Annotated in this window: 27 protein-coding genes and 1 pseudogene; 16 read left to right on the top strand and 12 right to left on the bottom strand. The window is 40.7% G+C overall.

Features of this window, described 5'->3' with window-relative positions:
• Positions 1–29: 29 nt before the first annotated feature.
• Together SB775_RS04975 and SB775_RS04970 are read right to left on the bottom strand one after the other, a co-directional pair.
• Positions 30–338 carry a metal-sulfur cluster assembly factor gene (locus tag SB775_RS04975; protein WP_089363659.1) on the bottom strand — a complete coding sequence of 103 codons (309 nt, stop codon included), beginning with the start codon at positions 336–338 and terminating at the stop codon, positions 30–32.
• Positions 339–444: 106 nt separating this feature from the next.
• The gene (locus SB775_RS04970) at positions 445–1,233 is read right to left on the bottom strand and encodes a prolyl oligopeptidase family serine peptidase (protein ID WP_410860713.1); all 789 of its coding nucleotides are present in this window, start codon (positions 1,231–1,233) and stop codon (positions 445–447) included.
• A gap of 239 nt (positions 1,234–1,472) precedes the next feature.
• On the opposite strand from SB775_RS04970, the gene SB775_RS04965 reads away from it, so the two are divergent.
• From SB775_RS04965 to SB775_RS04955, 3 genes are all read left to right on the top strand, one after another.
• The gene (locus SB775_RS04965; RefSeq protein WP_410860712.1) at positions 1,473–2,288 is read left to right on the top strand and encodes a Cof-type HAD-IIB family hydrolase; all 816 of its coding nucleotides are present in this window, start codon (positions 1,473–1,475) and stop codon (positions 2,286–2,288) included.
• A gap of 104 nt (positions 2,289–2,392) precedes the next feature.
• Positions 2,393–2,545 (top strand): hypothetical protein, encoded by a 153-nt coding sequence (locus SB775_RS04960; RefSeq protein ID WP_164468789.1) that lies wholly within the window; start codon positions 2,393–2,395, stop codon positions 2,543–2,545.
• Positions 2,545–2,736 (top strand): DUF3813 domain-containing protein, encoded by a 192-nt coding sequence (locus SB775_RS04955; RefSeq protein ID WP_410860711.1) that lies wholly within the window; start codon positions 2,545–2,547, stop codon positions 2,734–2,736. Before SB775_RS04960 ends, SB775_RS04955 begins: the two co-directional genes overlap by 1 nt.
• Positions 2,737–2,987: 251 nt before the next feature.
• Here the strand turns inward: SB775_RS04955 and SB775_RS04950 are convergent, their stop codons facing one another.
• Entirely contained in the window at positions 2,988–3,830 is an 843-nt protein-coding gene (locus tag SB775_RS04950) for a YitT family protein (RefSeq protein ID WP_410860710.1), read from the bottom strand.
• 157 nt (positions 3,831–3,987) lie between these two features.
• Between SB775_RS04950 and SB775_RS04945 the strand changes: the two genes are divergently transcribed.
• From SB775_RS04945 to SB775_RS04925, 5 genes are all read left to right on the top strand, one after another.
• Positions 3,988–4,854, top strand: a complete 867-nt coding sequence (locus tag SB775_RS04945; protein WP_410860709.1) for a DegV family protein — start codon at positions 3,988–3,990, stop codon at positions 4,852–4,854.
• Between the two features lie 69 nt (positions 4,855–4,923).
• Positions 4,924–5,055: a DUF3941 domain-containing protein gene (locus SB775_RS04940; protein ID WP_089363655.1), complete on the top strand. Its 132-nt coding sequence runs from the start codon at positions 4,924–4,926 to the stop codon at positions 5,053–5,055.
• A gap of 124 nt (positions 5,056–5,179) precedes the next feature.
• Positions 5,180–5,671 carry a YajQ family cyclic di-GMP-binding protein gene (locus SB775_RS04935; protein ID WP_410860708.1) on the top strand — a complete coding sequence of 164 codons (492 nt, stop codon included), beginning with the start codon at positions 5,180–5,182 and terminating at the stop codon, positions 5,669–5,671.
• Positions 5,672–5,917: 246 nt separating this feature from the next.
• Positions 5,918–6,793 (top strand): SDR family oxidoreductase, encoded by an 876-nt coding sequence (locus SB775_RS04930; protein ID WP_061462066.1) that lies wholly within the window; start codon positions 5,918–5,920, stop codon positions 6,791–6,793.
• Between the two features lie 134 nt (positions 6,794–6,927).
• A complete protein-coding gene (locus SB775_RS04925) occupies positions 6,928–7,707 on the top strand; it encodes an MBL fold metallo-hydrolase (RefSeq protein ID WP_410860816.1) in 780 nt (259 codons plus the stop codon).
• A 305-nt stretch (positions 7,708–8,012) separates the two neighbouring features.
• On the opposite strand, the gene SB775_RS04920 is transcribed toward SB775_RS04925, so the two are convergent.
• From SB775_RS04920 to SB775_RS04905, 4 genes are all read right to left on the bottom strand, one after another.
• The gene (locus tag SB775_RS04920) at positions 8,013–9,056 is read right to left on the bottom strand and encodes a LacI family DNA-binding transcriptional regulator (RefSeq protein ID WP_410860706.1); all 1,044 of its coding nucleotides are present in this window, start codon (positions 9,054–9,056) and stop codon (positions 8,013–8,015) included.
• A gap of 329 nt (positions 9,057–9,385) precedes the next feature.
• Positions 9,386–11,035, bottom strand: coding sequence for a glycoside hydrolase family 13 protein (locus SB775_RS04915; RefSeq protein ID WP_410860705.1), 1,650 nt, complete (start codon positions 11,033–11,035; stop codon positions 9,386–9,388).
• A 78-nt stretch (positions 11,036–11,113) separates the two neighbouring features.
• Positions 11,114–12,649, bottom strand: a complete 1,536-nt coding sequence (locus tag SB775_RS04910) for an alpha-amylase family glycosyl hydrolase (RefSeq protein ID WP_410860704.1) — start codon at positions 12,647–12,649, stop codon at positions 11,114–11,116.
• Positions 12,650–12,799: 150 nt separating this feature from the next.
• Positions 12,800–14,047: an extracellular solute-binding protein gene (locus SB775_RS04905; protein ID WP_089363651.1), complete on the bottom strand. Its 1,248-nt coding sequence runs from the start codon at positions 14,045–14,047 to the stop codon at positions 12,800–12,802.
• Positions 14,048–14,417: 370 nt separating this feature from the next.
• Between SB775_RS04905 and SB775_RS04900 the strand changes: the two genes are divergently transcribed.
• On the top strand, positions 14,418–16,172 hold the full coding sequence (locus SB775_RS04900) for an alpha-glycosidase (RefSeq protein ID WP_410860703.1): 1,755 nt from the start codon (positions 14,418–14,420) through the stop codon (positions 16,170–16,172).
• 43 nt (positions 16,173–16,215) lie between these two features.
• Here the strand turns inward: SB775_RS04900 and asnB are convergent, their stop codons facing one another.
• Entirely contained in the window at positions 16,216–18,063 is a 1,848-nt protein-coding gene (gene asnB, locus SB775_RS04895; RefSeq protein ID WP_410860702.1) for an asparagine synthase (glutamine-hydrolyzing), read from the bottom strand.
• 320 nt (positions 18,064–18,383) lie between these two features.
• On the opposite strand from asnB, the gene SB775_RS04890 reads away from it, so the two are divergent.
• Positions 18,384–18,950, top strand: a complete 567-nt coding sequence (locus SB775_RS04890) for a DUF2777 domain-containing protein (protein WP_089363648.1) — start codon at positions 18,384–18,386, stop codon at positions 18,948–18,950.
• 54 nt (positions 18,951–19,004) lie between these two features.
• Here SB775_RS04890 and SB775_RS04885 read toward each other — a convergent pair whose 3' ends face one another.
• The 4 genes and pseudogenes from SB775_RS04885 to SB775_RS04870 all read right to left on the bottom strand — a co-directional run bounded on the left by SB775_RS04885 (position 19,005) and on the right by SB775_RS04870 (position 23,813).
• Entirely contained in the window at positions 19,005–19,349 is a 345-nt protein-coding gene (locus tag SB775_RS04885) for a YisL family protein (protein WP_089363647.1), read from the bottom strand.
• A 132-nt stretch (positions 19,350–19,481) separates the two neighbouring features.
• Positions 19,482–20,663 carry a DUF418 domain-containing protein gene (locus SB775_RS04880; protein ID WP_410860701.1) on the bottom strand — a complete coding sequence of 394 codons (1,182 nt, stop codon included), beginning with the start codon at positions 20,661–20,663 and terminating at the stop codon, positions 19,482–19,484.
• Positions 20,664–20,703: 40 nt separating this feature from the next.
• Positions 20,704–21,908 (bottom strand): annotated as a pseudogene (locus SB775_RS04875) (MFS transporter).
• Between the two features lie 312 nt (positions 21,909–22,220).
• Positions 22,221–23,813, bottom strand: coding sequence for a long-chain-fatty-acid--CoA ligase (locus tag SB775_RS04870; protein ID WP_410860700.1), 1,593 nt, complete (start codon positions 23,811–23,813; stop codon positions 22,221–22,223).
• A 223-nt stretch (positions 23,814–24,036) separates the two neighbouring features.
• Between SB775_RS04870 and SB775_RS04865 the strand changes: the two genes are divergently transcribed.
• The 6 genes from SB775_RS04865 to SB775_RS04840 all read left to right on the top strand — a co-directional run bounded on the left by SB775_RS04865 (position 24,037) and on the right by SB775_RS04840 (position 26,003).
• Positions 24,037–24,258 carry a spore germination protein gene (locus SB775_RS04865; RefSeq protein WP_061462055.1) on the top strand — a complete coding sequence of 74 codons (222 nt, stop codon included), beginning with the start codon at positions 24,037–24,039 and terminating at the stop codon, positions 24,256–24,258.
• 22 nt (positions 24,259–24,280) lie between these two features.
• On the top strand, positions 24,281–24,493 hold the full coding sequence (locus tag SB775_RS04860; RefSeq protein ID WP_061462054.1) for a spore germination protein GerPB: 213 nt from the start codon (positions 24,281–24,283) through the stop codon (positions 24,491–24,493).
• Positions 24,494–24,569: 76 nt separating this feature from the next.
• On the top strand, positions 24,570–25,181 hold the full coding sequence (gene gerPC, locus SB775_RS04855; RefSeq protein WP_284471485.1) for a spore germination protein GerPC: 612 nt from the start codon (positions 24,570–24,572) through the stop codon (positions 25,179–25,181).
• Positions 25,171–25,350, top strand: coding sequence for a hypothetical protein (locus SB775_RS04850; RefSeq protein ID WP_061462052.1), 180 nt, complete (start codon positions 25,171–25,173; stop codon positions 25,348–25,350). The genes gerPC and SB775_RS04850 overlap by 11 nt, the downstream gene beginning before the upstream one ends.
• A gap of 5 nt (positions 25,351–25,355) precedes the next feature.
• The gene (locus SB775_RS04845; protein WP_410860699.1) at positions 25,356–25,763 is read left to right on the top strand and encodes a spore germination protein GerPE; all 408 of its coding nucleotides are present in this window, start codon (positions 25,356–25,358) and stop codon (positions 25,761–25,763) included.
• A 21-nt stretch (positions 25,764–25,784) separates the two neighbouring features.
• The gene (locus tag SB775_RS04840) at positions 25,785–26,003 is read left to right on the top strand and encodes a spore germination protein (protein WP_061462050.1); all 219 of its coding nucleotides are present in this window, start codon (positions 25,785–25,787) and stop codon (positions 26,001–26,003) included.
• The last annotated feature ends 33 nt before the right edge of the window (positions 26,004–26,036 follow it).

The following is a 26,036-nucleotide window of genomic DNA, read 5'->3' as shown; positions in this document are numbered from 1 at the left end:
GGCTTTATATTTCTATTACAACATGGTCATTATTTGATTCCTAATGCAATTTTAGCATACCTGGACATCATGTCTTTCGACCATGGCGGACTCCAGACGATCTTCACATCCGTTTCCTTGACCTCTGGAATATCTTCCAGAACCAATTTCACTTGATCGACAATCGTCCCAGCAAGCGGACAGCCCATTGAAGTCAATGTCATCGATACTGTAGTCAGACCTTCCTCATCCATATCCACGTCATATACCAAACCTAAATTCACGATATCTATACCAAGCTCAGGGTCAATGACCTGCTCCAAAGCCCCCAAAATAATGTCTTTTGTATCTTGATCCACTTCAATCACTCCTTTATGGAAAATTTCTTCCGTTTTAGATAGTCGTTGTCCATTTGGACCTTAACCTATCTCCGTATTAGAATCATAACAGATTTTGAATGAGCACTTAAGCTTTTTGCACTGTTGGCAGTAAATATTTCGCGAACCAGTCTGCAGTCATAAGCACGCCTTCTCTACTGACCCTATGTCCTGCCTTAGGGTCGAGGATAAAATCAATTCTTTCATTTGCATCATTATACCCTGCTTTGACCCCTTCATAAAAGTGATATGCATGTTGATAAGGCACAACTGGATCCTTAGCTCCATGCCAAAAAAGAAGCGGGCGGTTGGAAAGCTTATTTTGATTAAGACTCAAATCAAATGGCTTGAGCTGTTCAATCACTTTGGCTACTTCCTCATCAGTAGCGGGGAAACTAACTTTCCTTTTCTTAATCTCCTCCATTTGGAGCTCTGCATACGCGACATATGATGGGTTCCCCATTAAACTTACTCCGGCGGATATCCATTCATAAGCAGCCAGAGCCCCATTCGTAACTATTCCCCCCATGGAGGTACCCGCTACACCAATTCTGTCAGGATCAATTAATTTTCTGGATAATAAATCATCCTTCATCAAAGATATATCCTGGATGGTTTGTAAAACCATTTCCCAAAACCGGGGCATCATTTGAGAATCACTCAAACCAGCTCCCCTTTTCCCATGATGAATTACATCGGGAAGAAGAACACGAAACCCCTTCTCAGCCAATAAATAAGCATAGTGAAGATTGTGTTCCTTTGCACTTTGATAACCATGTATAAAAATAATAAGCGGCAATTCCTGATGGAAAGTGGTTTGCTCACTTAAGTGTAATACAGGAATATGTCCAATTTGCTCATTTTCAATTATTATCAATTTAACCCCTCCGGATGCTTTGTTACGATCTTTACCTAAAAGAAGTTTCACTACCTTCTCAAAAAGGCTTAGGTTTCCTCATTCCATTCCTTTAAACCTATACTTCGCTTTAAGTATTATAATCCTGCATATTAATATCATACAGGAATGCATAAAGAATGAAAAAGATTTACATTTACTTTAAAATAGCCTTAACAATATTCGCATATAATGAAATAAAAAGAACAGAAGGTGTTTACATGACTGAGAAACATTTAATCGTCTTGGATCTTGATGGTACTTTACTTACAGATAAAAAAACAATTTCTCCAAGGACTAAACAAACACTGCTGAAACTAAAAAAAGATGGGCATGAAGTTATGATCGCCACCGGTCGTCCCTTTCGCTCAAGTGAACTTTATTACCGGGAATTGGGATTGACTACACCCATCGTTAATTTCAATGGCGCTTTCGTCCATCACCCATTGCTGACAAGCTGGGGGGTATATCACTCCCCATTGGATATAAATGTTGCGAAAGAGATTGTTGAAGCGTGCGATCATTTTCAATATCACAACATCATCGCCGAAGTCCGTGATGACGTTTATGTCCATTATCATGATGAAAAGTTGATGGACATGTTCAATGTAGGAAACCCCAACATGAAGACGGGTGACTTGCGCAATTTCCTTCAGGATTCCCCAACTTCGATGCTAATTCATACAGATAGTGAATTTGTAGGCCAGATTCGCCAGCATTTATCCGATGTCCATGCAGAATTGGTCGATCATCGCCGCTGGGTAGAGCCTTTTCATATCATCGAAATCATTAAGAGCGGGTTAAGTAAAGCCGTGGGTCTAAAACGGGTATCCAACTATCTGGAAATTCCTCAAAACAGGATAATCGCTTTCGGTGATGAAGATAATGATTTGGAAATGCTCGATTACGCGGGAACCGGGGTTGCTATGGGGAATGCAATCTCACCAGTAAAAACGGTAGCAAATACAACTACATTGACGAATGAAGAAGATGGCATAGCCGTCTTCCTCGAAGAAAAATTCAATATAAAACCGTAAAACGACATTTTTTACCTTCATAATATCTCTCTTACAAGTTCAAACTAATATGGACAGCAGCTTCCTTCTGTTGTCGACAACGCTCAGAATCGGAGGAGATAAGTATGGGTAAAAGCAGTAAATCTAAACGATTTGTACAGCAGGGCAAAGAAAGTGTTGCCAGGCATGCCGAAAAAATCCCTTATCACACTACGTTTGAAGAAGCTGAAAAAGACAGGTTGAGAATTATGTCTGAACAAAGCTATGGTGGCTTCTAATGGGAAACAAATTATTCCAGAAAGCTAGAGAATTTGTTGAAGAAGCTCTCCACTCTGAGCATGATGGTGACCAGCATAAGACTGAGGATGTCGCTAGAAACGCTCTTTCATCGGCCTTTGCCAATACGACCGAGGCCGAAAAAGAACAACTGCGAGAACTCCAGGATGAACTGGAAAACCACTCGAAATAAAGTGAAAGCCTCCAGGATTCCTGGAGGCTTTCATTATGTTAAACATGAATTGTTATTTTGTTCCTTTTCGCCTTTTTGTCCAATTTCCCCGCCTTTACGCCCTTCTTCTTGTCTCCCATTTTTTCTTCGTTAGCCATAAGGTTTAATTTGGCGCTTCAATATAAGATTTAGCCGATTTGTACACGCAATAAACTTAAAACGCCGAAAACTTTCCTTTTGTAAAAGTGGTGTAATGGCCTTAATTGTTAATTTCATTCCCTGCGGAAGGTACCAACGATGCCTGAAGTTTCCATTATGTTTGTGAAAGCGTGTGGATCCACTTCCTTGATGATCTTTTCAAGGTCATAAAGTTCATACCTTGTAATGACAATCAATAACATTTCCTTATTTTCGTTAGTAAACGCCCCTTTTGCCGGAATCCTTGTAATTCCACGGACTAACTGCGCGTGGATTGCCTGTTTAAGTTCTTCGCTTTTCTTTGTAATGATCATCGCTGTAAGCTTTTCATGACGAGTATGTATCGCGTCCACAACACGGGTCGATGTGTAAAGGGTAACGAGTGTATACAAAGCTTTTTCAGGTCCATAAACAGCGCCTGCCGTAACAATGATCACGCCATTCAGCAGAAATAAATAAGTACCTACAGGTTTATCTTTCTTCCGTGATAGAAGCATGGCGATAATGTCCATTCCGCCAGTCGATGCACCGTACTTCAAGGTGATTCCCACACCTACTGCAGCTATGACTCCGCCAAACACCGCATTCAATAATATGTCAGGTGACCAGCGAGTAATCGGAATGACTTCCATAAAAAAGGACATCAAGACAACGCTGAGAAAACTATAAAAGGTAAAGGACTTCCCAACTTTTCGCCAAGCAATGATCGTTACTGGAACGTTCAATAAAAGCAATAGAATGCCTGTCGATACATCAAAAGGTGCAAAAGAACCTATCATCCTCGATAGTAGCTGAGCCACTCCTGTAAAGCCGCTTGCATATACGTTTGCCGGTATTAGAAAAAAGTTCATCGCGATAGCATTTAGTAATGCTCCGACCACAACTATGATAATTTTCTTCATTTCACCACTGTACATCCTAAAAAACCTCCATTTCACCCTTATCCTATTATCTTTTTACCCTTAATTATTTATTCTATTTACGTAGAGATTGAATTTTTACCGTTACGTGCTACACTAAAAAGTAGAGTGGTCACTCATTTTCTAAAAATTGTAAAAAGAAAGCAGGTGTATTATGGCTATCACAATTCTTGCAGATAGTGCATGTGATTTGCCATTGTCTTTCTATAAGGAAAACAATGTATCATTAATCCCTTTACAAGTCCATCTTGATGGGAGAAATTATGAAGATTTACTTACTATTAATTCTCACGAAGTCTATCAGGCAATGATTGAGGGAAAAGCCCCGAAAACATCGCAAGCTTCTCCAGAATACTTTATAGAACTCTTCACACAATTTGCTAAGGAGAAAAAACAAGGAATATATATAGCCTTTTCCTCTGAGTTATCTGGTACTTATCAAACGGCAGTGATGATTCTAAATCAGGTGAAGGAAGAATACCCTGACCTTGACATAGAAATCGTCAATACCAAATGCGCCTCGATGGGAGTCGGTTTAATTGTAAAGAAAGCAGCCGACCTAGCAGCAAACGGTGCCTCTAAAGAAGAAATCCTAGCTGACATCGAATTACGCACCAGACATATGGAGCATCTATTCACTGTAGATAATCTTGAATATTTGGCGCGTGGCGGTCGCATCTCCAAGACCTCTGCCCTTGTAGGCGGTTTATTAAACATTAAACCGTTATTGCATGTTGAAGAAGGAAGGCTTGTTCCGCTTGAAAAGATACGCGGCAAAAAGAAATTGATTAAACGTGTAATCGAATTAATGCATGAAAGAGGCAAAAATTTAACAACCCAAACGATTGCCATCAGTCATGGTGATGATGAAGCAACGGCCTTGGAATGGAAGGAAGCCATTCAAAATGAATTCGGGACAACCGATTTCATGATCCATACAATTGGCTCCGTCATCGGTGCACATGCCGGTCCTGGTACAATTGCCCTCTTCTTCTTAAACGATACCCCTGAGAAATCATAAACATACATACTCCCTTCCATTATTGTGAACAATATATATTGATCATGATAATGGAAGGGAGTTTTCACTTTGTCAAAAACAACTGATAACAATAAAAGGCCAAAAGATAACCAAGCGATAAATGCTGAAAAAAATAGCGCATTTCAGGAAAACCTCACTGCAGGCAAGCATTCCTATTCGAAGAAAACGGACCATAAATGAAGCTCGGGGCTAGTCCCCTTGCTTTTTTAATAGGCTGTCACCGCTTTATCATATGATTTATATAGTTGTCTTCCCATCACACTTTCTCTATAATAAAGGAAATAAACCCTGCTGGAGGTAAGTGATGGCAAAGGAAAATTCATTTGATATTGTTTCGAAAGTAGACTTTTCAGAGGTAACGAATGCAGTTACCATGGCTATGAAGGAAATAAAGACCCGCTATGATTTTAAAGGGAGCATAAGCAGTATCACCATTGAAAAAGAAGACCTGGTTTTAGTGTCAGACGATGAATATAAGCTTGACCAGTTGAAGGATGTCCTCATTGGTAAACTCATTAAACGTGACGTACCGATCAAGAATCTGGACTATGGTAAGCTAGAAGGTGCTTCTGGTGGTACTGTCCGCCAACGGGCCAAGTTAATTCAAGGCATCGATAAGGAACAAGCAAAAAAGATCAATACCATCATTAAAAATAGCGGTCTTAAAGTGAAAAGCCAAATCCAGGATGATCAAATCCGGGTTACCGGCAAGAACCGGGATGATCTGCAAGGAATTATTTCCGCGATACGAGGCGCTGAACTGTCCATTGATGTACAATTCTTAAATTACCGGTAGTAATAAGGCCTCACCTGCTCAGGTAGGCCTTTTTTATATGCAGCTGCTGCCTCTATTGTTTGTTGATACCCTCTTTCCCCTCAAATGAATCTCCTTCATAGAACATGGAAAGACTAGTCATGTTCCCCTCGTTAAAACCTTAAATAATATACCCAAGGACAATTTTAACCATTTTTTACATGTTTTGTTTTTCCAAAAAGAAGGAATAGAAATAGTGTAGATAATTAAACAGGAGGCGTTTTAATCTTGACTAGTCAAAACCAAAATCAAAACAAACAAGGATTTCCACCTCAACATCAACAGCATCAGCCTGGTGTGGAAACAAAAATGGAACCAAACCCTGATTCAGTTAAATCTGCCTACAAAGGAAGCGGTAAATTAAAAGGGAAAACCGCAATCATAACAGGAGGAGACAGCGGAATAGGTAAATCTGTTGCCATTTATTACGCTAAAGAAGGAGCAAATGTGACAGTTGCATACTTGGATGAACACGAGGATGCTAAAACGACAAAAGAATTGATCGAAAAAGAAGGACAGAAATGTTTACTCATTTCCGGGGATATCGGTGATGAAGCCTTCTGCCAGGATGTCGTCAATAAAACGGTGGATGAATTCGGCGGTTTGGACATTCTAGTCAACAACGCTGGAGAACAGCATGTGCAGACAAGCATCCTTGACATTTCTGCTGAACAATTGGAAAAAACGTTCCGCACTAACATTTTCTCGATGTTCCACTTAACAAAAGCTGCATTAAAGCACCTTAATAAAGGAAGCAGTATCATTAATACAACCTCTATCACAGCTTATCAAGGAAACCCAAAACTAATCGATTACTCTTCAACGAAAGGTGCAATTCTAGCATTTACAAGAGCCCTTTCGAACTCCATTTCTAAAGATGGAATCAGAGTGAACGGTGTTGCGCCAGGCCCTATCTGGACACCACTGATTCCTGCCTCATTCGGTGAAGAGGATGTTGCCAAATTCGGTCAGGATACTCCAATGGGTCGCGCAGGGCAGCCTGAGGAATTAGCACCAGCCTATGTATATTTGGCAAGTGATGATTCATCTTATGTCAGCGGACAAGTCATCCATGTAAACGGCGGGACCGTTGTAAATGGATAAGGCCTTAGCTTCCTTAGCGACAAAAGCAGTGGACTTCGCAAATTGAAATCCACTGCTTTTACTTTTTTCAAGCAGGATATTTCCAGTTTAAACGGAAATATATGTATGAGAAGGAGTTGTGCCATTTGAAACATATTGTAGATCCATGGTTCACCGTTCAGGAATTGGACTCAGAAACGTTTGCAATTAGTGAATATGGTCATTGGGAGAACGTCCACTCCTTTTTACTACTTGGGGAGACCAGGGCTGCGTTAATCGATACAGGGTTAGGCATCGATTCGATTAAGCGAATTACGGACCAGCTTACCGATCTTCCTATTATCGTCCTGACCACACATGTGCATGCGGATCATATTGGCGGTCATGGGGATTTCGATACAATTTATGTTCATGGTGATGATGCCGATTGGCTGATCAATGGCATTAAAGGTTTGTCTTTGGAACAAATAAGAAAAGAAATGGCTCGGGATATCACCATACCCGTCCCGGAATCATTCGACCCTATGACATACAAGCCATTCCAAGGGTACCCTGATAGGCTCTTAACAGCTGGGGAAACCATTGATCTTGGGAACCGCAGTTTAGGCATTTATCACACGCCTGGGCATTCACCTGGCCACATTTCTATTTTGGATAATGAAACAGGTTATTTATTTACTGGTGACCTGCTTTATTCAGATACACCAGTTTATGCATTTTACCCATCGACAAGCCCTGAAGACCTTGTGAATTCGTTAGAAAAAATCGCTAAGCTCCAGGAAGTCTCCAAAATCTATGGAGGACACAACAAGCTCGGCCTCGAACCAAGGATTCTTGAGGAAGTCCTCGAAGCCATTCAATATCTTAAAGATCATAACTTAGTCAGACACGGAACCGGTGTACATACATTCAAAAGTTTCAGCGTGCAATTCTAGCAAATGGGGTTCGGAATTAACATTCCGAACCCCTTTTGAAATTCCCTTTGAATTTTGCTCAATATTAAGGAATTGGGTCTATACGAGCCCACTATGTTAGGCCATTTTGGACCTTGCCATGTCCAATTGGCCATCTTCTTTACATTCATGGCTGCGAAAGTGAGGACCACCCGTAGAAAGCGAGCCCTACGTTCCAATCAACGTTCAAATTGTACAAGCCATAAAAAAACTGTAGACAAACTCGATTTTCATCGAGTTTTGTCTACAGACTGAAAGGGCATTACCTTTACTTAATGCCCTTTCGTTTAATAAGTCAAGGCCATCGCACCTTGCTTGATCGGTCTGCAAGAATGCCTTTCCACGAAATGATGTGGAATGATGGACCCAACAGGAGTATCTCCAGTTTGCAGCATTTGAATGATACCCTTAGCGGCCTGATATCCCAAATCGAAAATATTAATATCTACAGAAGTCAGGGCAGGCAATGATAGTTCAGAGAAAATAACGTTATTGAAGCTGACGATGGACATTTCTTCTGGAGTGCGAACGCCCATCTCGCGAAGTGAATGCACGATGCCAAGTGCCATAAGATCATCACTGACCACCAAAGCAGTTGGCGGTTCATCGATGGCAAGCAATCTTTTTGCAGCTGCTTGTCCACCTTCATGCAAAAAGTCTTCATGCAGGGTATATTCCCTCCTTCGATCGATCCCAGCCCTCTTCAAAGCCCGTTCATATCCTAATAGGCGATCGTGCGTCATCACAAGGGTTACATCGCCTCCGATGAATCCAATCCTTTCATGTCCTAGCTGAATGAGATAATCTGTTGCCTGTTCGGCTGCCAAGACATTATCGTTATCAACATATGTTATCTCCTCGAGAAAATCATAGGGTTTCCCAATGATGACAAAAGGAAAATCCCTTGCCCTCAAATAGGTCAGAATGTGATCGTTCATCCTGGAATACATCAGGATTATTCCATCCACCATCCCCCCCTGCACCATGTTTACGACTCCTTCGTAGATTTCATCTTCGGTTTTTCCCGTGCCTAGCAACAGGGAATAATGGTTTTCCTGAGCTCCCTCACTAAGACCCTGGAGAATCGTTGGAAAAAATGGATTTTGATAATAATCATTTGACGAACTTGGCAGGACCAAGCCAATGATCCTGGTTGATTGATTGGCAAGACTACGTGCAATGAAATTTGGATGGTACCCTAATTTATTCATCGCCTTACGTACCCTTACCTTTGTTTTTTCACTTATTCGAGGATTATTTGCAATCACCCTAGAAACTGTTGAAGGAGCAACATTCGCCAGCTGTGCCACATCTTTTATTGTGATGGCCATGCATTTCCCCTCTCCCCTCTTAGCCTTTATTGAATTCATTCCAAAAAAGGTGAATACCAATAAACACTTCACTAATAGATTTTATAATTATACATTTGTATGTATTCATAATACACTCAGTCCAACAGATATATCCATACTTTTTTTTTCCACTCGTCCATATTTCAGAAAATACCGACTTTTCCGTTTTTTCCACCCCTTTTTTTAAAATTAAAAAGAAGCTGATTTTGGATCAGCTTCTAAAAAAACGACAAGTCTTTTGGAAGGAAAGAAGTCAGACGACTAACCACACAGGGTTTTAAGGTAATATACAGGAAGTCATTTAAAGGTCAATAACGATAAATCCTCGTTTCATATGGCCGTAAATCAATAACGGACCCTTCAGGACAATCATCATAATTAGCTAGTAATAGTTCCATCTTACCCCAATGGGAAAGGTTGATTTGGTGGTGATTCATACTAAAGTTACATACTACCATCACTGAATTTTTATTCATACTTCTTGTATAAATATAAAGCTCAGGGTGATCTTCCCATAATAATTCATATTCCCCATAAACAAGGACCTGATGTTTTTTTCGAAGTTCTATCATCTTTTTATAAAAATGATAAATGGATGATGGGTCATTCTTCTGCTGTTCTACATTAATGGCGCGATAATTGGAATTAACCCTCATCCAAGGTCTTCCGTGCGTGAACCCACCATTTTCATTTTCATTCCATTGCATCGGGGTTCGTGAATTATCACGGCCGCTATGCCAGATAATGTTCATGATTTCATCATGCGGACGGCCTTTGGAGGTCTCAATCCGGTAAAAGTTTTTCATTCCAACATCATCATAATCATCAATCGAATCAAATTGGACATTCGTCATACCTATTTCCTGACCTTGATAAATAAAAGGTGTCCCTTGCATGAAAAAGTATAGAGCCCCAATCATTTTTGCGCTTTCCAACCAATATTGATGATCATTTCCCCATGTCGATACACTTCTCGGCTGGTCATGGTTTTCAAAAAACAGAGCATTCCAGCCTTTGTTTTTCATCACTTTTTGCCATTTGGTCATTGTGCGTTTTAACCCCTGAACATCAACATCGTGATTCTGTCCCCTATTCCAAAGTCCAAGATGTTCAAATTGAAATATCATATTGAATTTCCCATTCAATTCCCCAACCCAATCTTCAGCCTGCTCAATCCTGACGCCATTGGCCTCACCGACCGTCATGATATCGTACTTAGAGAAAGTCTCTTCTTTCAACTCCTGAAGGTAATCCAGAATCCCATCCTGATTGGTGTGCATTTCAAACGCAGGTACATACTGATGCCAATAAGGATTGGGCATATCGGGCAAGCCCTCACGCTTATGAATATGAGTGATAGCATCAATCCGGAAGCCATCAATTCCCTTGTCGAGCCACCAATTTACCATTTCATACAATGCATGTCGTACATCAGTATTTTTCCAGTTTAAATCTGGCTGTTTTTCGGCAAATAAATGTAAATAGTATTGATTGGTCCTTTCATCGAACTTCCAGGCACTTCCGGAAAAGATACTTTCCCAATTATTAGGCTCCCTTCCGTCCTGACCATCCCTCCAAATATACCAATCCCGTTTAGGATTATCGCGGGACGAACGTGACTCGACGAACCATGGGTGCTCATCACTTGTATGGTTCAAAACAAGATCTAGTATCACCTTCATCCCACGTGCGTGAACATCTTTCAATAACAGTTCGATATCTTCGATTGAACCGAACTCATCGGATACGGCCTGATAATCACTAATATCATAGCCATTATCAGCATTGGGGGACTTGTAAAATGGACAAATCCAAATAACATCTATCCCTAATTCCTGCAGATAATCGAGCTTTGAAATCAATCCTTTTATATCTCCGACGCCATCACCATTACTATCCATGAAACTGCGCGGGTAAATTTGATAGCAAACCGCTTCTTTCCACCAGGTCTTATTCATGCTGTACCCTCCCGATCCTGTTTTCCACAAAGCCTTAGGGACAATGTTTGGCAGCTACCGACATCGAGAGGTATATGATTATTTTGGTTGGTTCCGTTTTGAACGCTTAATAACCAAAGCAATGAATATACCAAAAATGAGAAGAACCAATCCTATAACTAACAGGTAAGGAATATTAATAATCGACTTAGGTGAAAGTGTGTAGACTTCCGTCGTCTCCCTGTCGATTACGATAGAGTAGCTGTTGTCCTTACTGCGGACCAGATCCCCATTCAGCATACCTCTCAACTCTTTATTCTTTTCAAGTTCCTTTTCAGTAAGGTTTATCGTTTGAGTTTCAGTCGTATTGTTCATGGCGACGACAATCGTTTCATCATCATACACACGCTTGAAAACCGAAGCTCCACCTTTTTCATATAAAAGCTCCAAATCCCCTTTTATCAATGCTGGGTACATGTCTCTGAGATCGGAAAGCTTTGTTATATATTCGACCAATTCCTGTTCTGTCTTAAAATTCATCAATTTATGATTATCCGGGGCACTATCGCCATTTAAGGCTATTTCCGATCCATAAAATACGATTGGCACTCCTGGCACCGTATAGAGATATGACAGAGCCATTTTCCATCTGGTACCTGGATTTTCGTTATGATCGGCTGCATCCTTAGTAAATCGGGGCATTCCCTGAGTGTCCATGAACAATGCCTGAGGAGCATTTCCCCCAAATTCATCTTCACTTTTCGCAAATGCATTAAAAACAGGTTTAAATTCTTTATCGGGTGCAGCAAATGCTTTCCGTAGCTCGACATTTTGCGGATAAGCCATAAAAGCATCGATACCCGTCTGCTTGTAGCTTGAAATCAAATCGGCATCACCTTGTACATCTCCTATTGTATAGAAGTTTGATTTTTCAGATTTGACTGCATCCACAAATTCCTTCCAAAAATCTTTTGCTACGTATTGGACTTTATTTAAACGGTATCCATCAATATCGGTTTCCGTAATCCACCATTTGGCCGCATCAAGTAAATATTTCCGCGTTTCATCATTGTCTTGATTCAAATCCGGAAGACCATCAACCCATCCTGTTTCCAAATCATCCTGATTTCCGTCCTTGGAAATCTTTTTTTCTTCATGGAACCAACCTTGTTTTTCAGGGTCTGTCAGCCATGATGATTCAGGACCCACATTATTAGCTTGAAAATCAATGATCACCTTCATATCGCGTTTATGTGCCTCATTCACGAGTTTTTTAAACTCTTTAATTGTCCCATAGTGTTTATCCGTTTTATAAAAATCGGTCACCCAATCACCATGATAACCATTTTCATCATTAGCGAAAATCGGTGAAAGGATGATAGCGGTAAAACCCATATCTTTTAAATAATTCAGTTTCTTCGTGACACCTTCAAAATCCCCACCATTAAACGCAGAAGGGTCATTGACATTCGCGTCTCCATTATTTTGTATATTACCATCGAAAAATCGGTCGACTAATAATGAATATACGATTTCATCCTTCCAAGTTCGTTGTTCTTTTTCAGCTGCTCCTACTGGAATGGCGTAAAAAAGAAGCAACGGAATTAAAGCGAGTGATAACACTCTTTTTCTCATATCCGCTCTCCTCCTAGCTATCTCTTTACGCCTTTAAGATTAGCCTTTTGCCCCCTTAACGTCAAATCCAAATTATAAAAAACTTTACACTAAAGGGACAAATTGGAGATACTGGTTACGCTTAATGAATGGAATAAACAGAACACGATTTTAACGTTCTTTTTTTATCGTCTTCACAGCTTTATCCAAAGCCCTTTTTGGTTTTGCTTTTTCAGTGGATATATCATCCATGGCAGAATTCATCGGTCCCCATACCTTATTCATTTCCGGAATATTCGGCACAGGTTCAGCGTATTGTATTTGTATGCTTAAGGCTTGTGCCCTTTTATCTTCATTGATTGCTGGGTTTTGTTTGATTGCCTTATTTGGGGGGATTTCCCCTGTTTTTTCATAACGCTGGATTGCATTATCATCGTTTGTCAAATATTCCACTAACTTCGTAGACCAGTAAGGATGTTTAGTGAATGCTGTTACATGCCAGCCTTTGATTTCCATGAACGTTTTCATTGGCTGACCATTTGGCAATTTTGGCAAAGGGGCAATTCCTGTATCCTTTCTCTTGGAAAATGAGTTACCGTCACTCATGAAAGAAGCCAAATTTCCTTGATCAAATAACTTCCCGATCGCTGCCTCGTCGCCTTTTGGAATCAGATCCGCTTTATACCATTTTTGGATGTACCGAGCCCCTTTTATTGCACTCTTATTATTCAAACCAATGTCCGAAGGGTCCAGATTTCCATCCTTATCTCTAAATACATAACCTCCCATTCCAGCCATCACTCCATACGCATCATGGAAATCATTCCATTTGGCATAGTAACCATACACTTTCCCTTTTCTTGATTTCTTCGCCATTTTATATAGGTCATCCATCGTTTCAGGAGCTTTAGCCATCAATTTTTTATTATAAATGAAAACGGAAGTGTTTACGGATTTCGGCAATCCAAATACCTTATCTTGATACATTTCCCCCCTGATTGAAGATTCAATGAAGGCATTTATTACTTCTTCATTCACCTTCACTTCCTGAATTAGGCCTTCCTTCACGATACGCCCGACTTTGTCATGGGAAAAAGTAACAACATCCGGGGCTTTTCCGTTTCCGATTGGCCCATCACGACGAAGCCGGTGATACATCTCGGTAGCTATTTCCAGCTCTTTATGCTCAACTTTGATTCCATATTCTTTTTCAAATGCCTCAATTACTGGCTTTAGGGCCTCGGCTTTACCTTTTTCCTCCCAAATGATCAATTTTTTCGGCTTCGCTTCATTACTGGCTTCTTCGTTTTTCTTATTTTCTTTCACTACTTTATTTTCCAAATCTGAACTGGATCCACAAGCACTTACAATAACGATCAAGAACATGGACATGAAAAAATGAAAAATCAGCTTCTTCATTTTTATTCTCCTTTTTAAAATGTTTATTTTATCATGTCCAAAAGCGCCAAATAATACTGTTTTTCAGTTCAGCCAATCAAACAAAGTTCCTAAATGAAAGCGGCACCAAACCTATTGTTATCATTATATGAACAGCTTTGGTTTTTACAACATTTTCCTCGACGTATTTATTTCCTTGTAGTGATGAACACTTTTTGTTATTTTTTAGTTAATAAGTGCTTCTTTCAATTAAACTTGGGTATATGACCATATTGAAAAAAACACTTAAACCCGGCTAATTATAACTACATAGAGCCCTCCCTCATAAACAGCCTGAAGTTCCCTTTTTCAATTCACTTCCTCAAATACTTATAGAATTGGAGTGTTTTCAATGGAATTTTCATCCATACACCATAGGCCTAATGACAATTATAGCTATCCCATCAACACGGAAACCCTACATATCCGCCTGCGTACGAAAAAACAAGATATCTCCTCAGCCGGATTGATTTTTGGGGATCCATACATTTCAGATAATGATGGTCAATGGCAGTACGAAGAACTTCCCATGAGTTTATCAGGCAGCGATAACCGTTATGATTATTGGCATATTTATGTGAAGCCCCCCTACAGAAGAATTCGATATGGGTTCAAGGTATCCTCAGAAGATGAAAGTGCCATTTACACGGAAAAGGGTTTCTTTAAAGAACCCCCCAGAGATCCCGGGAGCTATTTCGCGATTCCTTATCTACATCAAAATGAAATATTCGGAGCACCAGAATGGGTCAAAGATACGATTTGGTATCAAATTTTCCCTGAACGATTCGCGAACGGAAACCCAGACAATGATCCGGAAGGTGTGATACCTTGGGGAAGTGAAGAACCGGCCGTGGATAATTTTTTTGGCGGGGACTTCGAAGGAATCATTGAACATTTGGATTACTTAGAGAAGCTCGGTATCAACGGAATTTATTTCACACCAATCTTCCATGCCTACTCCAATCATAAATACGATACGATTGATTATCGGAGTATCGATCCGCAATTCGGAACGAAGGAAACATTGAAAACACTAATAACCGAATGCCACAAACGGAATATCCGGGTCATGCTGGATGCCGTTTTTAACCATAGCGGCTACTATTTCCCCCCTTTTCAGGATTTACTCGAAAAAGGGGAGAAATCAAAATATAAGGATTGGTTCCACCCACACAGCTTTCCTCTTAAAGGAGGGGAAAGGCCAAATTATGAAACATTCGGTTTTTTTGAATCGATGCCAAAATTGAATACTGCGAATCCTGAGGTGAAAGAATATCTGCTCGAGGTCTCGGCTTATTGGATCAAGGAGTTCGATATAGACGCCTGGAGGCTCGATGTGGCAAATGAAGTCGATCAGCCATTCTGGCGTGAATTTCGAACAACGGTGAAAAATATAAAGCCTGACCTTTATATTCTTGGGGAAATTTGGCATGACTCAATGCCATGGCTTCGCGGCGATCAGTTCGATGCGGTCATGAATTACCCGTTTACCAACCAAGTTTTTCGCTTGGTCGCTTCACAAACCATCAATGCACGCGAGTTCACAGAAGAAATGACAGCCATCTATCACAGTTATCCTACCAATGTTTTTGACGTGACATTCAATCTTCTTGGAAGCCATGATACACCGCGGATTTTCACGGATTGCGGGGAAGATCTAGCTCGAACCAAGCTCATCCACGCAATCCTTTTGACATTCAATGGCAGCCCTTGTATATACTATGGAGATGAAATAGGCTTAACTGGGGGCATGGATCCAGGGTGCCGAAAATGCATGGTCTGGGAAGAAGAAAAACAAAATACCGAGCTTTTCAATGAAATTAAGACATTGATCCTCTTGCGAAAAGAAGAACGATTACTTGCCAATGACGGAAAGTTCAAATTCCTTGATACAGCCGGAAATGAAAATATTGTGGCATACCAAAAGTATAATGGAGAACGTTCTGTCCTGATCCTCATCAATCCGACGGATGTCCAGCAATCCTTTACCCTCCCTTTTGATTTGAAAGGACGTACACTAACCGATTTAAGAACAAAAGAAACCACACAGGAAAGTAAAATTGAATTGGGCGGTTATCAATATAAAATTCTCGCATTCAATCATTGAGACAATGAAAACGGGGAAATGAAAATCATCGGCCCCGTTTTTTTCAATCGATTATTTGGATATCATATTCATTGAACCATACATGGGTTTGTGCCAAGTGAGCGAGCAACTGTGGACCTGACATCAATTGCCCGAACCATGGCACTTTAAAAGCGGCACCTTTGGAATCTACTATATCCGTGAGCTTCTGTTTATCAAAGAACTCATGCAGGACCGAATTTTTATCCTTCAGCAAGTCCTTCAACAACGCCTGCACACGGTCTGTATATATAGGGTTATGGGTTTTTGGGTATGGACTTTTTTTGCGATACAATACCTCATCGGGTAAAAGCCCCTCCAACGCTTTCCTCAGAATACCCTTTTCACGGTTGCCTTCCATTTTCATTTCCCAAGGAATGTTCCATGCATATTCAACAAGGCGATGATCGGCAAATGGGACGCGGACCTCTAGACTGGCCCCCATACTCATCCGGTCCTTCCGGTCAAGAAGCGTCGTCATGAACCATAATAAATTCACATAGAAAAGCTCTCTCCGCTTTGCTGCCACACCATTTTCCCCTTCCAATTTGGGCGTTTCGGCAAGGGTGGTAAAATAGGCTTCCTGCGCATATTCCTCAAGCTTCAATTTCTCACGCCATCCCGATTTCAATAAAGACACCCGCTCATCGGTCGATCTCATCCAAGGGAATCCGGCACGATTCAAATCATCCTCACGATGAAACCAAGGATAACCGCCAAAAATTTCGTCCGCACACTCGCCAGACAGGCCTACGACAAAATCCTGCTTGATTTCCTTACAAAACCAAAGTAAAGAAGAATCGACATCCGCCATGCCTGGAAGGTCCCTTACAAGGACAGCCTCTGTTAAATAATCCGTTAACTGTTCTTGAGTGATGATCGATGAATGGTGAACCGTGTTAAAGGTTTCAGACATCTTATTAATCCAATGCCCATCAGAGTTAGGCTGAAAATCATTTGCCTTAAAATAGCGTTCATTATCTTCATAATCAATGGAATACGTATGAAGCTGGCCTTTCCCTTCTTTTTGATAGACGTTTGCTGCAATGGCTGTTATGGCGCTTGAGTCAAGCCCTCCTGACAAGAAAGTACAAAGTGGAACATCTGATACCAGTTGCCGCGTCACTGCGTCCTCGACAAGGAAGCGGACCTTCTCGGCCGTTTCATCAAGGGTATCTCGATGTTCTTCGCTTTTCACATTCCAATATCTCCAAATCCGGAGGCCTTCCCTTGATAAGGTAAGCGCATGGGCAGGCCTTAACTCCTGGATATTATGAAATACTCCTGAACCTGGCTTTCTGGATGGACCAACACCAAAAACTTCAGATAGTCCACTGCGGTCGATCTCCGTTTTAACATCGGGATGGGCTAGAATCGCCTTCAATTCCGATCCAAAAATGAACCCGCCGTCCCTTTCCGCGTAAAAGAATGGTTTTACCCCCATCCGATCTCTGCCAACGAATAATTTCTGTTCCTTTTCATCCCAAATCCCAAACGCAAAAATCCCATTGAACAAGTCAATGCATTTTTCTTTCCATTCTATATAAGAAGTTAGTAAAACTTCTGTATCAGAATGACCGTTAAAGGAATATCCTTTTAATAATAGCTGTTTACGAATATCCTCGGTGTTATATAGCTCTCCGTTATAACAAAGCGTATACCTGCCGTTTTCGTGATATTTCGTCATCGGCTGTTTTCCGCCTTCCGCATCGACAACCGTTAACCGTTTATGACCAAAGGCAACATGGGCTTCGCACCAAATATTTTCCTCGTCTGGCCCCCGCTTTGCCAACGTTTTTGTCATGTTTTCCAGTGTTTTCGTTTTTGTCCGTAAATCTTTTTGAAAATGCACCCAGCCTGTTATCCCACACATTTTAAAATTCATCCTTTCTATCCGGACTATCAAAAAAATATTGGCTCCCTGTCTTAAAAAGATTTACAGTTCCATATTTGTAAATTCGAAGACCATTGCAAAGAAGATTTAAGTATCGATCAGCATCATTCCGTAAGACCCCCTGCCACAACGCCCGACGTTGTTAATGAATTGTTGAGCAAAGTATCCCGTGTTTAAACATAGCCTATGCAAAGACGGAAAGATGGTTATTTGTCCATAATATTTTAAAATATACAGTTATATTTTCATTGGATTTTGACTAAAAAGTAGGTGAGGATTCCACTATTGGAGGTATATGTATGAGTCAGCAACAACGAATCAAGTTAATGAACAGGCAAACAAGAGGCTTTACCGAAGGAACAGTGGAAAATATCAATCAACAATGGATTTTTTTCGATGATGAAACTGATGAGGCGTGCTCCATTGAAGACCACGTTGATAGCATCATTGAAGTGTACAGGGGTGGGCGCTGGCGGCAAGGAGTTATTGAAGAAGAGGGGAAAATCCTGCTTCACCGGGAAATCACCTTCTTAAGGGAAAATGAGCCCATTCGGATTCGCAAAAAACTGCTCTACTCTTTTGAACGTTTATTGGAAGAATTGAACGACGATTCCTTTTTCCAATTTGTAACGACCTTGAATTCACTTGATTTTTCTATTTATGATTGTATATATAGCTATAATCAGCTCACTTTTTTAAGGGCAGTCCCTAACCAGTCCGGCGTGAATTTCTTCACCTTTGATAACGAGAGCCAAATATGTCTCGTTCAGCACCATTTTTCTTATGGTAAAAAGGATCACGATCGTTTTGAATTCACACTTAACACTGGAAAAAGGATCGTCATTGAGAAAGTGAATTCACAATAACTTGTAAAAAAACGGGTAAATGAGATTTCCTCATTTACCCGTTTCCATTCTGTATTAAAAAAAGTCCATTCCCTGTGGCAGGGAAAGTCCTAAATAAAGGACGAATACAAACGCAACGATGAACAATATCCACATGGCACCTGTGCTTTTCCCTTTCTTCGTACGGACCAACACCATTTCCATCGCTGCAATCACGATGATTCCAACAATCATTTTCACAGCGTAAGCACCAAAGTCCGTGATCAGCATTCCGCCTGTAAGGAAAATCAATAGATAGAATAAACGTGTTATCATATGTAGCATTTTCGCTTTCGGATTTCCGCTTTTAAGCATCGAATATGTGACAAAGAAAAGAATGATTCCGATAACCCAAGCTGTAATATGAATATGTGTAGTCATTTTTTTGCCCCCTCGTTCAGTTTCCATTTCATCATATCATAGGCTTTTACAAAAAAACAAAACTAAGATTCAGCTGAATAGGTAAAATCAACAATTTAATGAACATCATTTACATTTCTTCTCATCTAGTCATCATCGACGCATAGCCGGTTTTTTACCATATGTAACAAAACGCCATAAATATTCAACCGGTCCGTATTTATACAGACTCATCCACAATAAGGAAAGCAGCATTTGCAGGCAAAACAGGGCTAAAAGGAAAACAAATCCAGTCGTATATGAGACTGTTCCATATAAACCAAGGCCATATGAATAAAAAATGGCCGTACATACGATCGATTGGAATAAGTAATTACTCATCGACATCCTTCCGATATACGAAAGGGACCGGAAAAGAAGGGAATCTCCTGCTTGTTCCGCCAAAAGCGCGATTGCCGTGATATAAAAAATCGTAAGTAGCGGTCCGCCAAAATAATCCTGAACGAATATCGTACCAAAATGGTATACCGTCACATATGGCAGGATCTTAATCGACAAACCGAGCAGCAAGCTTACGATCAATATCGCTTTCAACTGTCGTTTATATTGATTAATATTTTGGAGAAAGCCTTGCTTTGCAACGCCTGCTCCAATTAAAAAAAACGGAAAAATCGATAAGAAAAGGATAATGGCATTAAAAGGGTTGTTCACCATATACCAATCTAGTGCCCTTTGAGTCATTATTTCCGTAAATGTACCAGATTGATAAACTTCCAAAGACTGTTTCATCATCGCTGAATCAGTCGTCATTTCCATTCCTTTCCTATCAAATATGCCCATTATAAGAAATAATGAACCCAATATAGCAAAAGGCAGAACATAACAAACCGAGCCTAGCAGAATTAAAGTCCTGCCCTTCATCTTATAAAAAAACAAAAATGCAAACCCAAATACAGCATAATTAATAAGGATGTCCCCATGCCAGATGAAGAAGGCATGAATGCACCCAAGTACCAGTAGGAAACCTAGCCTTTTCGTAAATAGTATAGGAAATGAAATGCCCTTTTCTTCACTCCTAATAGCCAGTATGACGGCCCCGAAACCGAACAGGAACGCGAATAAAGGATAAAAGCTTGCTTGTGCGGCCACATCACTGAATCTGTACAAAATCCCGTCCCATCCTTCGGACCATCGTTCAGCACCATCTATGTATAAGAGCGGGGAGTGGAAAGAAGGCATATTCACTAAAAAAATACCTAAAATGGCTAACCCACGTAAAATATCGATGCTTACGATCCGTTTACTTTCCTGTATAGGTACAAACGTGCCCTTCATAGATTCACCTCTCTCATCCATAACAGATTTAACACCACTTCTATAACCTCCTTGCTTCATCTTTAACCACTGTTGCCGCTTTTTGCTTTTTTATTAGTATGACAAACAAGCTACCCAATAAGCAAAAGATTCCTGCAAGGAAGAATGCCCATGTATAGGAATTGAATATTTTGAAGAGAAGCCCCCCGCCATATGCCGCCACTGCTGCACCCGCCTGATGTGCCGCGAATATCCAACCGTATACAATCCCGCTTTTCTCCAATCCGAAGACTTGCCTTGAAATGCTTATGGTCGGAGGCACTGTAGCTATCCAATCCAAGCCGTAAAAAACGGAGAAGGTGATCAATAGCGCGATTGAGCCTTCATTTAGCGCAAACGGGAGCAATACGAGGGAAGCACCTCTTAGACCGTAATACCAAAACAACAACCAGCGGTTATCAAAACGATCTGATAACCACCCCGATACAGTCGTACCAATCAAATCAAAGATCCCCATGAAAGATAACAGTGATGCTGCCATAACAACCGGTAATCCAAAACTAATGCAGTAAGAAATGAAATGTGTGCCGATCAGCCCGCTCGTTGAAAGTCCACATATAAAAAAGCTTCCTGCCAATAACCAGAATTCCTTTACTCTCACTGCTTCAATTAACGACTGAAAAGCCATACCGATGGGGTTCTTCTTTTCGACTGGAACAGCAACTTGGATTTCCTCCACTAATCCATATGGAAGAATCCCAGCTTCCTTCGCCCATCTAAAAGAGTATTTCTCAATGATGATTGCTAAAACCGGAAGTAAAATGAGCTGACCTGTGCCGTACTTGCCGTTAGTATCCCGACTGCCAGCCCCCGCCTCCTCTCGAACCAACGATTTGCCACATATGGGCTCAATACCGTTAAAAACACTCCAGACCCCAAGCCAATGATAATCCCCCAAATTAGAATGAGCTGCCACTCATGCTCCATGAAAAAAGTGAGGAAAATCCCTGCCAATAAAGTTGACATGGCCAACACCATCATTTTCTTTAATCCAAGCACTTCAATTAGAGCAGCCATGAACGGGCCCGATAAACCATAAAGAAAAAGACTTATAGCGAAGGCTAAAGAAATGACGGACCGGTCCCACCCGAACTCATTTTCAAATGGTACGATGAATACTCCTGATGATGATCTAACGATTCCGGCTACAATAATCGAGAAAAATGTAATGATTAGAATCACCCAGCTATAATGAATACGTTTCAATGTTCTCCCCCACAATCCAAAAAAAAGAAAAATCATAATAATTTGAAATATTTTATAATAGTAACACTTTATCGTTAAACAGGAAGTTTTTTTATCGAAACAAATTCCATTCATCATCTTAAAAAGTCAAATAAATGATTTGATTATGATGGCCTTTATCAAACAATGGCATGAGTTCCTGTGGCTGTGATTACGAAAGGGGACATTCATCATGGTCAAAGGGAGCCCCCCACCTTCATTTCCCGTCAGGTCCATATCACACCAGATCAAATGGACAAAAACGCTGATCATTACTGATCAGCGTTAGCGAGCTCAATTGACGAATCTGCCTGTTTTCCCCTTAGATTCCCAGTAATCGTTACGAAGATGGATTTTTTGGATTTTTCCCGATGCCGTTTTTGGAAGCTCATCGACGAACGACACACTGGTGACTGATTTAAAATGGGCCATTTTTTCTCGTGTGAAGGTCTTTATATCATCCTCTGTTAATTCCACACCCCTTTTTAGCACAATGAAGGCATGCGGCGTCTCTCCCCACTTTTCATGCGGAACGGCAATGACTGCCGCTTCAAGAATGTCTGGATGTTCATAGAGTATTCCTTCCACTTCTATGGAAGAGATATTTTCTCCGCCACTTATGATTATATCCTTTTTGCGGTCAACGATATCAACATTTCCATTTTCATCGATTGTTGCCATATCCCCAGTATGCAGCCATCCATTTCTCAGTGTCTGGTTGGTCGCTTCTTCATTTTTCCAATAACCTAACATTACACCATGACTGCGGACGATGAGCTCCCCGATATCCACGCCATCATGGGCTACTTCCTCACCATTTTCATGTACAACCCTTACCTCACTGCCTATGATGGGATATCCGGCTTTCGCCTTCATTCTATATTTTTCCTTTTCCGAAAGATCATCGAATTCAGAACGAATCAGCGATATCAAAGCTACCGGTGTTGATTCAGTCATTCCATAAATTTGAATGAATTCCCAGCCTAACTCTTTTTCTACCCTTGTAACGAATGCAGGGGGGGGAGCGGAACCCGCAACAACGATTCGGATATCTTGCTCAATCACCGGAACATTCCGTTCATAATATTGAAACAAAGAATTCAGAACCGTTGGTGCCATATGCATAATGGAAACCTTATGCTTTTCAAGTGCATCAAATATTGTTTCGGGTGTGGTTTTCCTCAAACAAATTTGAGTGGAACCATTTGCCGTATAATAAAATGGGGCACCCCAACCATTTACGTGGAACATCGGCAGTACATGCAAATATGTATCGCGGTCATTGACTCTGAAGTGATGCATCGCACCTAGGGCATGCAGGTAATTGTTGCGGTGAGTCAGCATCACCCCTTTGGGATTTCCAGTGGTCCCGCTTGTATAAAGAAGGCTCGAAACATCATTTTCATCCACTGACTCCCGATTAAAACTCCTGTTATCATAACTTTCCAGCCAATAGTTGTAATCGATTTCATTTATCTCTTCACCTTTATAATGTACAATTATGTGTTCCACCGATTCAAGTTCGTCCTTGACAGGATAAATTAGTTGATACAATTCCTGATCTACGAAAAGGACCTTGGACTCACTATGGTTCAAAATGAATAAATAATCGGCAGGCTTCAAGCGGATATTCAATGGAACGATTACGGCCCCAAGTTGAAATACTCCATAAAAGCCTTCAAGCATTTCAATTGAGTTAGTTGCCAAATATGCCACCCTATCACCCTTTTTGACTCCAAGATCCCTTAAACCATTTGAAAGCTGGTTTACACGGCCGTTCAACTCTAAGTAGGATAAAACCTTGTCTTCTCCAATGATGGCTTTCTTATCGCCATATAGTAAGGCTGCTCGATCTAAGAAATGCGATATTACTAATGGTACGTTCATTTCCTCACCCCTCATTTTATTTAAAAATTCTGAATTAGTAAACATTTTACCATATCTGTTGCCATTCATCCAATGACACTCTCACCTGTTATACAACAACAAATTGATAGGCAGATGAATCACATCAATCTTGAGTTGACATACAATACATTGATACTCCCTTCAGTGTAGGCTCATCGCCTTGATTTAAGGGTAAAACCAGAATAATAAAGGGTGATTTTTCTTGCCGGCCATCGTAGGAATCGTTCAAGTCATCAATGTCAGTAACAGTGGAGTTGTCCATGTTGGTGACGTCTTTAAAATTAGTCCATATTCCACTGCGAAAACTTTTTCGGGTGCTGGCTCGTTCAATACAGGTGAATCGATATCACTATATAATGCCTATAGCACCACAAATACAAATGATACAGATGGTATTGACCAGCCACTGGTCTTAAATCTCTAATGTTTTTAAGAAAGGAGTCAGCATGATCTTTAATATTCACCAGACCATACAAATCAATATGATAAAAATTCAAAGTATCGCCAATTCATCCGTTTTTCAAATAGGAAGTGCCGGGGTGATTAAACCATATTCCACATTAGCCAATACCGGTGGATTCACTGAGCCTGCTCCCGGAGTTGAAGCTGATGTAACCCCATTAACCAGTTTCGTCCCATTTAATCGTCCTAATTCATAGGCATTCACCCATTTCCATACTTTTCATATACTGTCATAAATGAAGTTATCATATTGTGAAGGTGAGGTGTTGAATCGTGAATCAGGATCTATATTCGTACTCCATCCAAATGCAGTGTTATCTTGAAGCCCAGGATAAACGGATCATGAAACTTGAACGCGAACTCAAACGCCTGACAGATGAACTTGCCCAACTGAAAAGCAAACCGCCCATCCATGTAGATAAAATTGAATATAAATTCGATCAGTTAAAAGTCGAATCTTTAGATGGAACGTTGAATATCGGCTTAAACCCCAATGATCTAAACAACATTGATGAATTTGCCGTCAACAACCAACCCGTTCCACCTGCACCGAACCTATTTCCAGGCAGAGAAATCGTTGTCCAGGAAATTTACAACGATATACTTTCAGACTTGGAAAATATGATCCACGATGCGGAAACCCAGTTAAAAGTATCATTGGAACCCTCTTATCATGACTTCATTAAGCAGGACGTCGAACGCCAGCTTCATCAACGAATCAATATGTATTTCGATAATCTTAATTATGCGGAACGTGCACCAGAGCAACGGGATAATATCAAAGAAAAAGTCAGGGAAAAGGTAAAATCCGATATTCAAGCTGCATTATTTCAATTCATTACCCATTCACAAACCGAGACAGGAGGAAATCCAAATGGAGTTTAATGTAATCAATCACCAGCTTTGCGTAGGTGATATTAAAATTATTGGTGTATCAAGCTCTGCTTTATTTCTAATAGGGGATGTGCAAACGGTCCAACTATCTTCCGCATTCGATACACCTCCGGAATCCCTTATCATCGGACCAACCGTCCCATTTGCTCCAAAAGGATAAAAGAGATGTTTTCAAGAACATCAAAAGTAAAGTCTTTATCTGCCAAGACAGTCCTTTTTAGCTCCACCATGCAGATTGGAGACTGTTCTTATATTGACGGAAACTCATTTGCCTTGGCAGTCCAGAAGAAAAGCGACACTTTCGATTCAGTGGATGTTCATTTCGAAGACTATGACATTTTTAAGAAACCATTTTATATCCCTAGATTGAATGAACCCGTCATATCAAGATTTTCAAATCCGAATCCTTTTATTCATGTTGGCAACATCGACGTAATCGGGGTATCATCTTCAGCTGTTGTCGGTGTGGGGAATGTCGGTCATATACGTATGGAATCCAGAGTGAAACACATTCGGGAGATTCCTAAAAAAACCGAAAAGACACCAATTGAGGATTCAACCCACACCCCTTAAATGTTAAAAGGAGGAATTTATATGCCAGCTATTGTCGGTCCAGTCCAAATATTCAATGTCGCGGATGGAAACCTGTTATTCGGGGATGCAGCCGTCATTTCGCCGAAGTCTTCCAACAAAACTGTCACCGGATCTGGTTCATCTAACACTGGTGCGATCGTCTTTACGGCCAATGGGCTTAATGGAAGCAATGTCCTTGATGTCAATGGGGTCGACCAACCCATTGCAGGGAATAATTAGTCAAAGAAAAAGTCTCCCAAATCCGGGAGGCTT

The organism is Peribacillus sp. SIMBA_075 (assembly GCF_046534585.1).
This window is presented reverse-complemented; position numbering and strand designations above follow the sequence as displayed.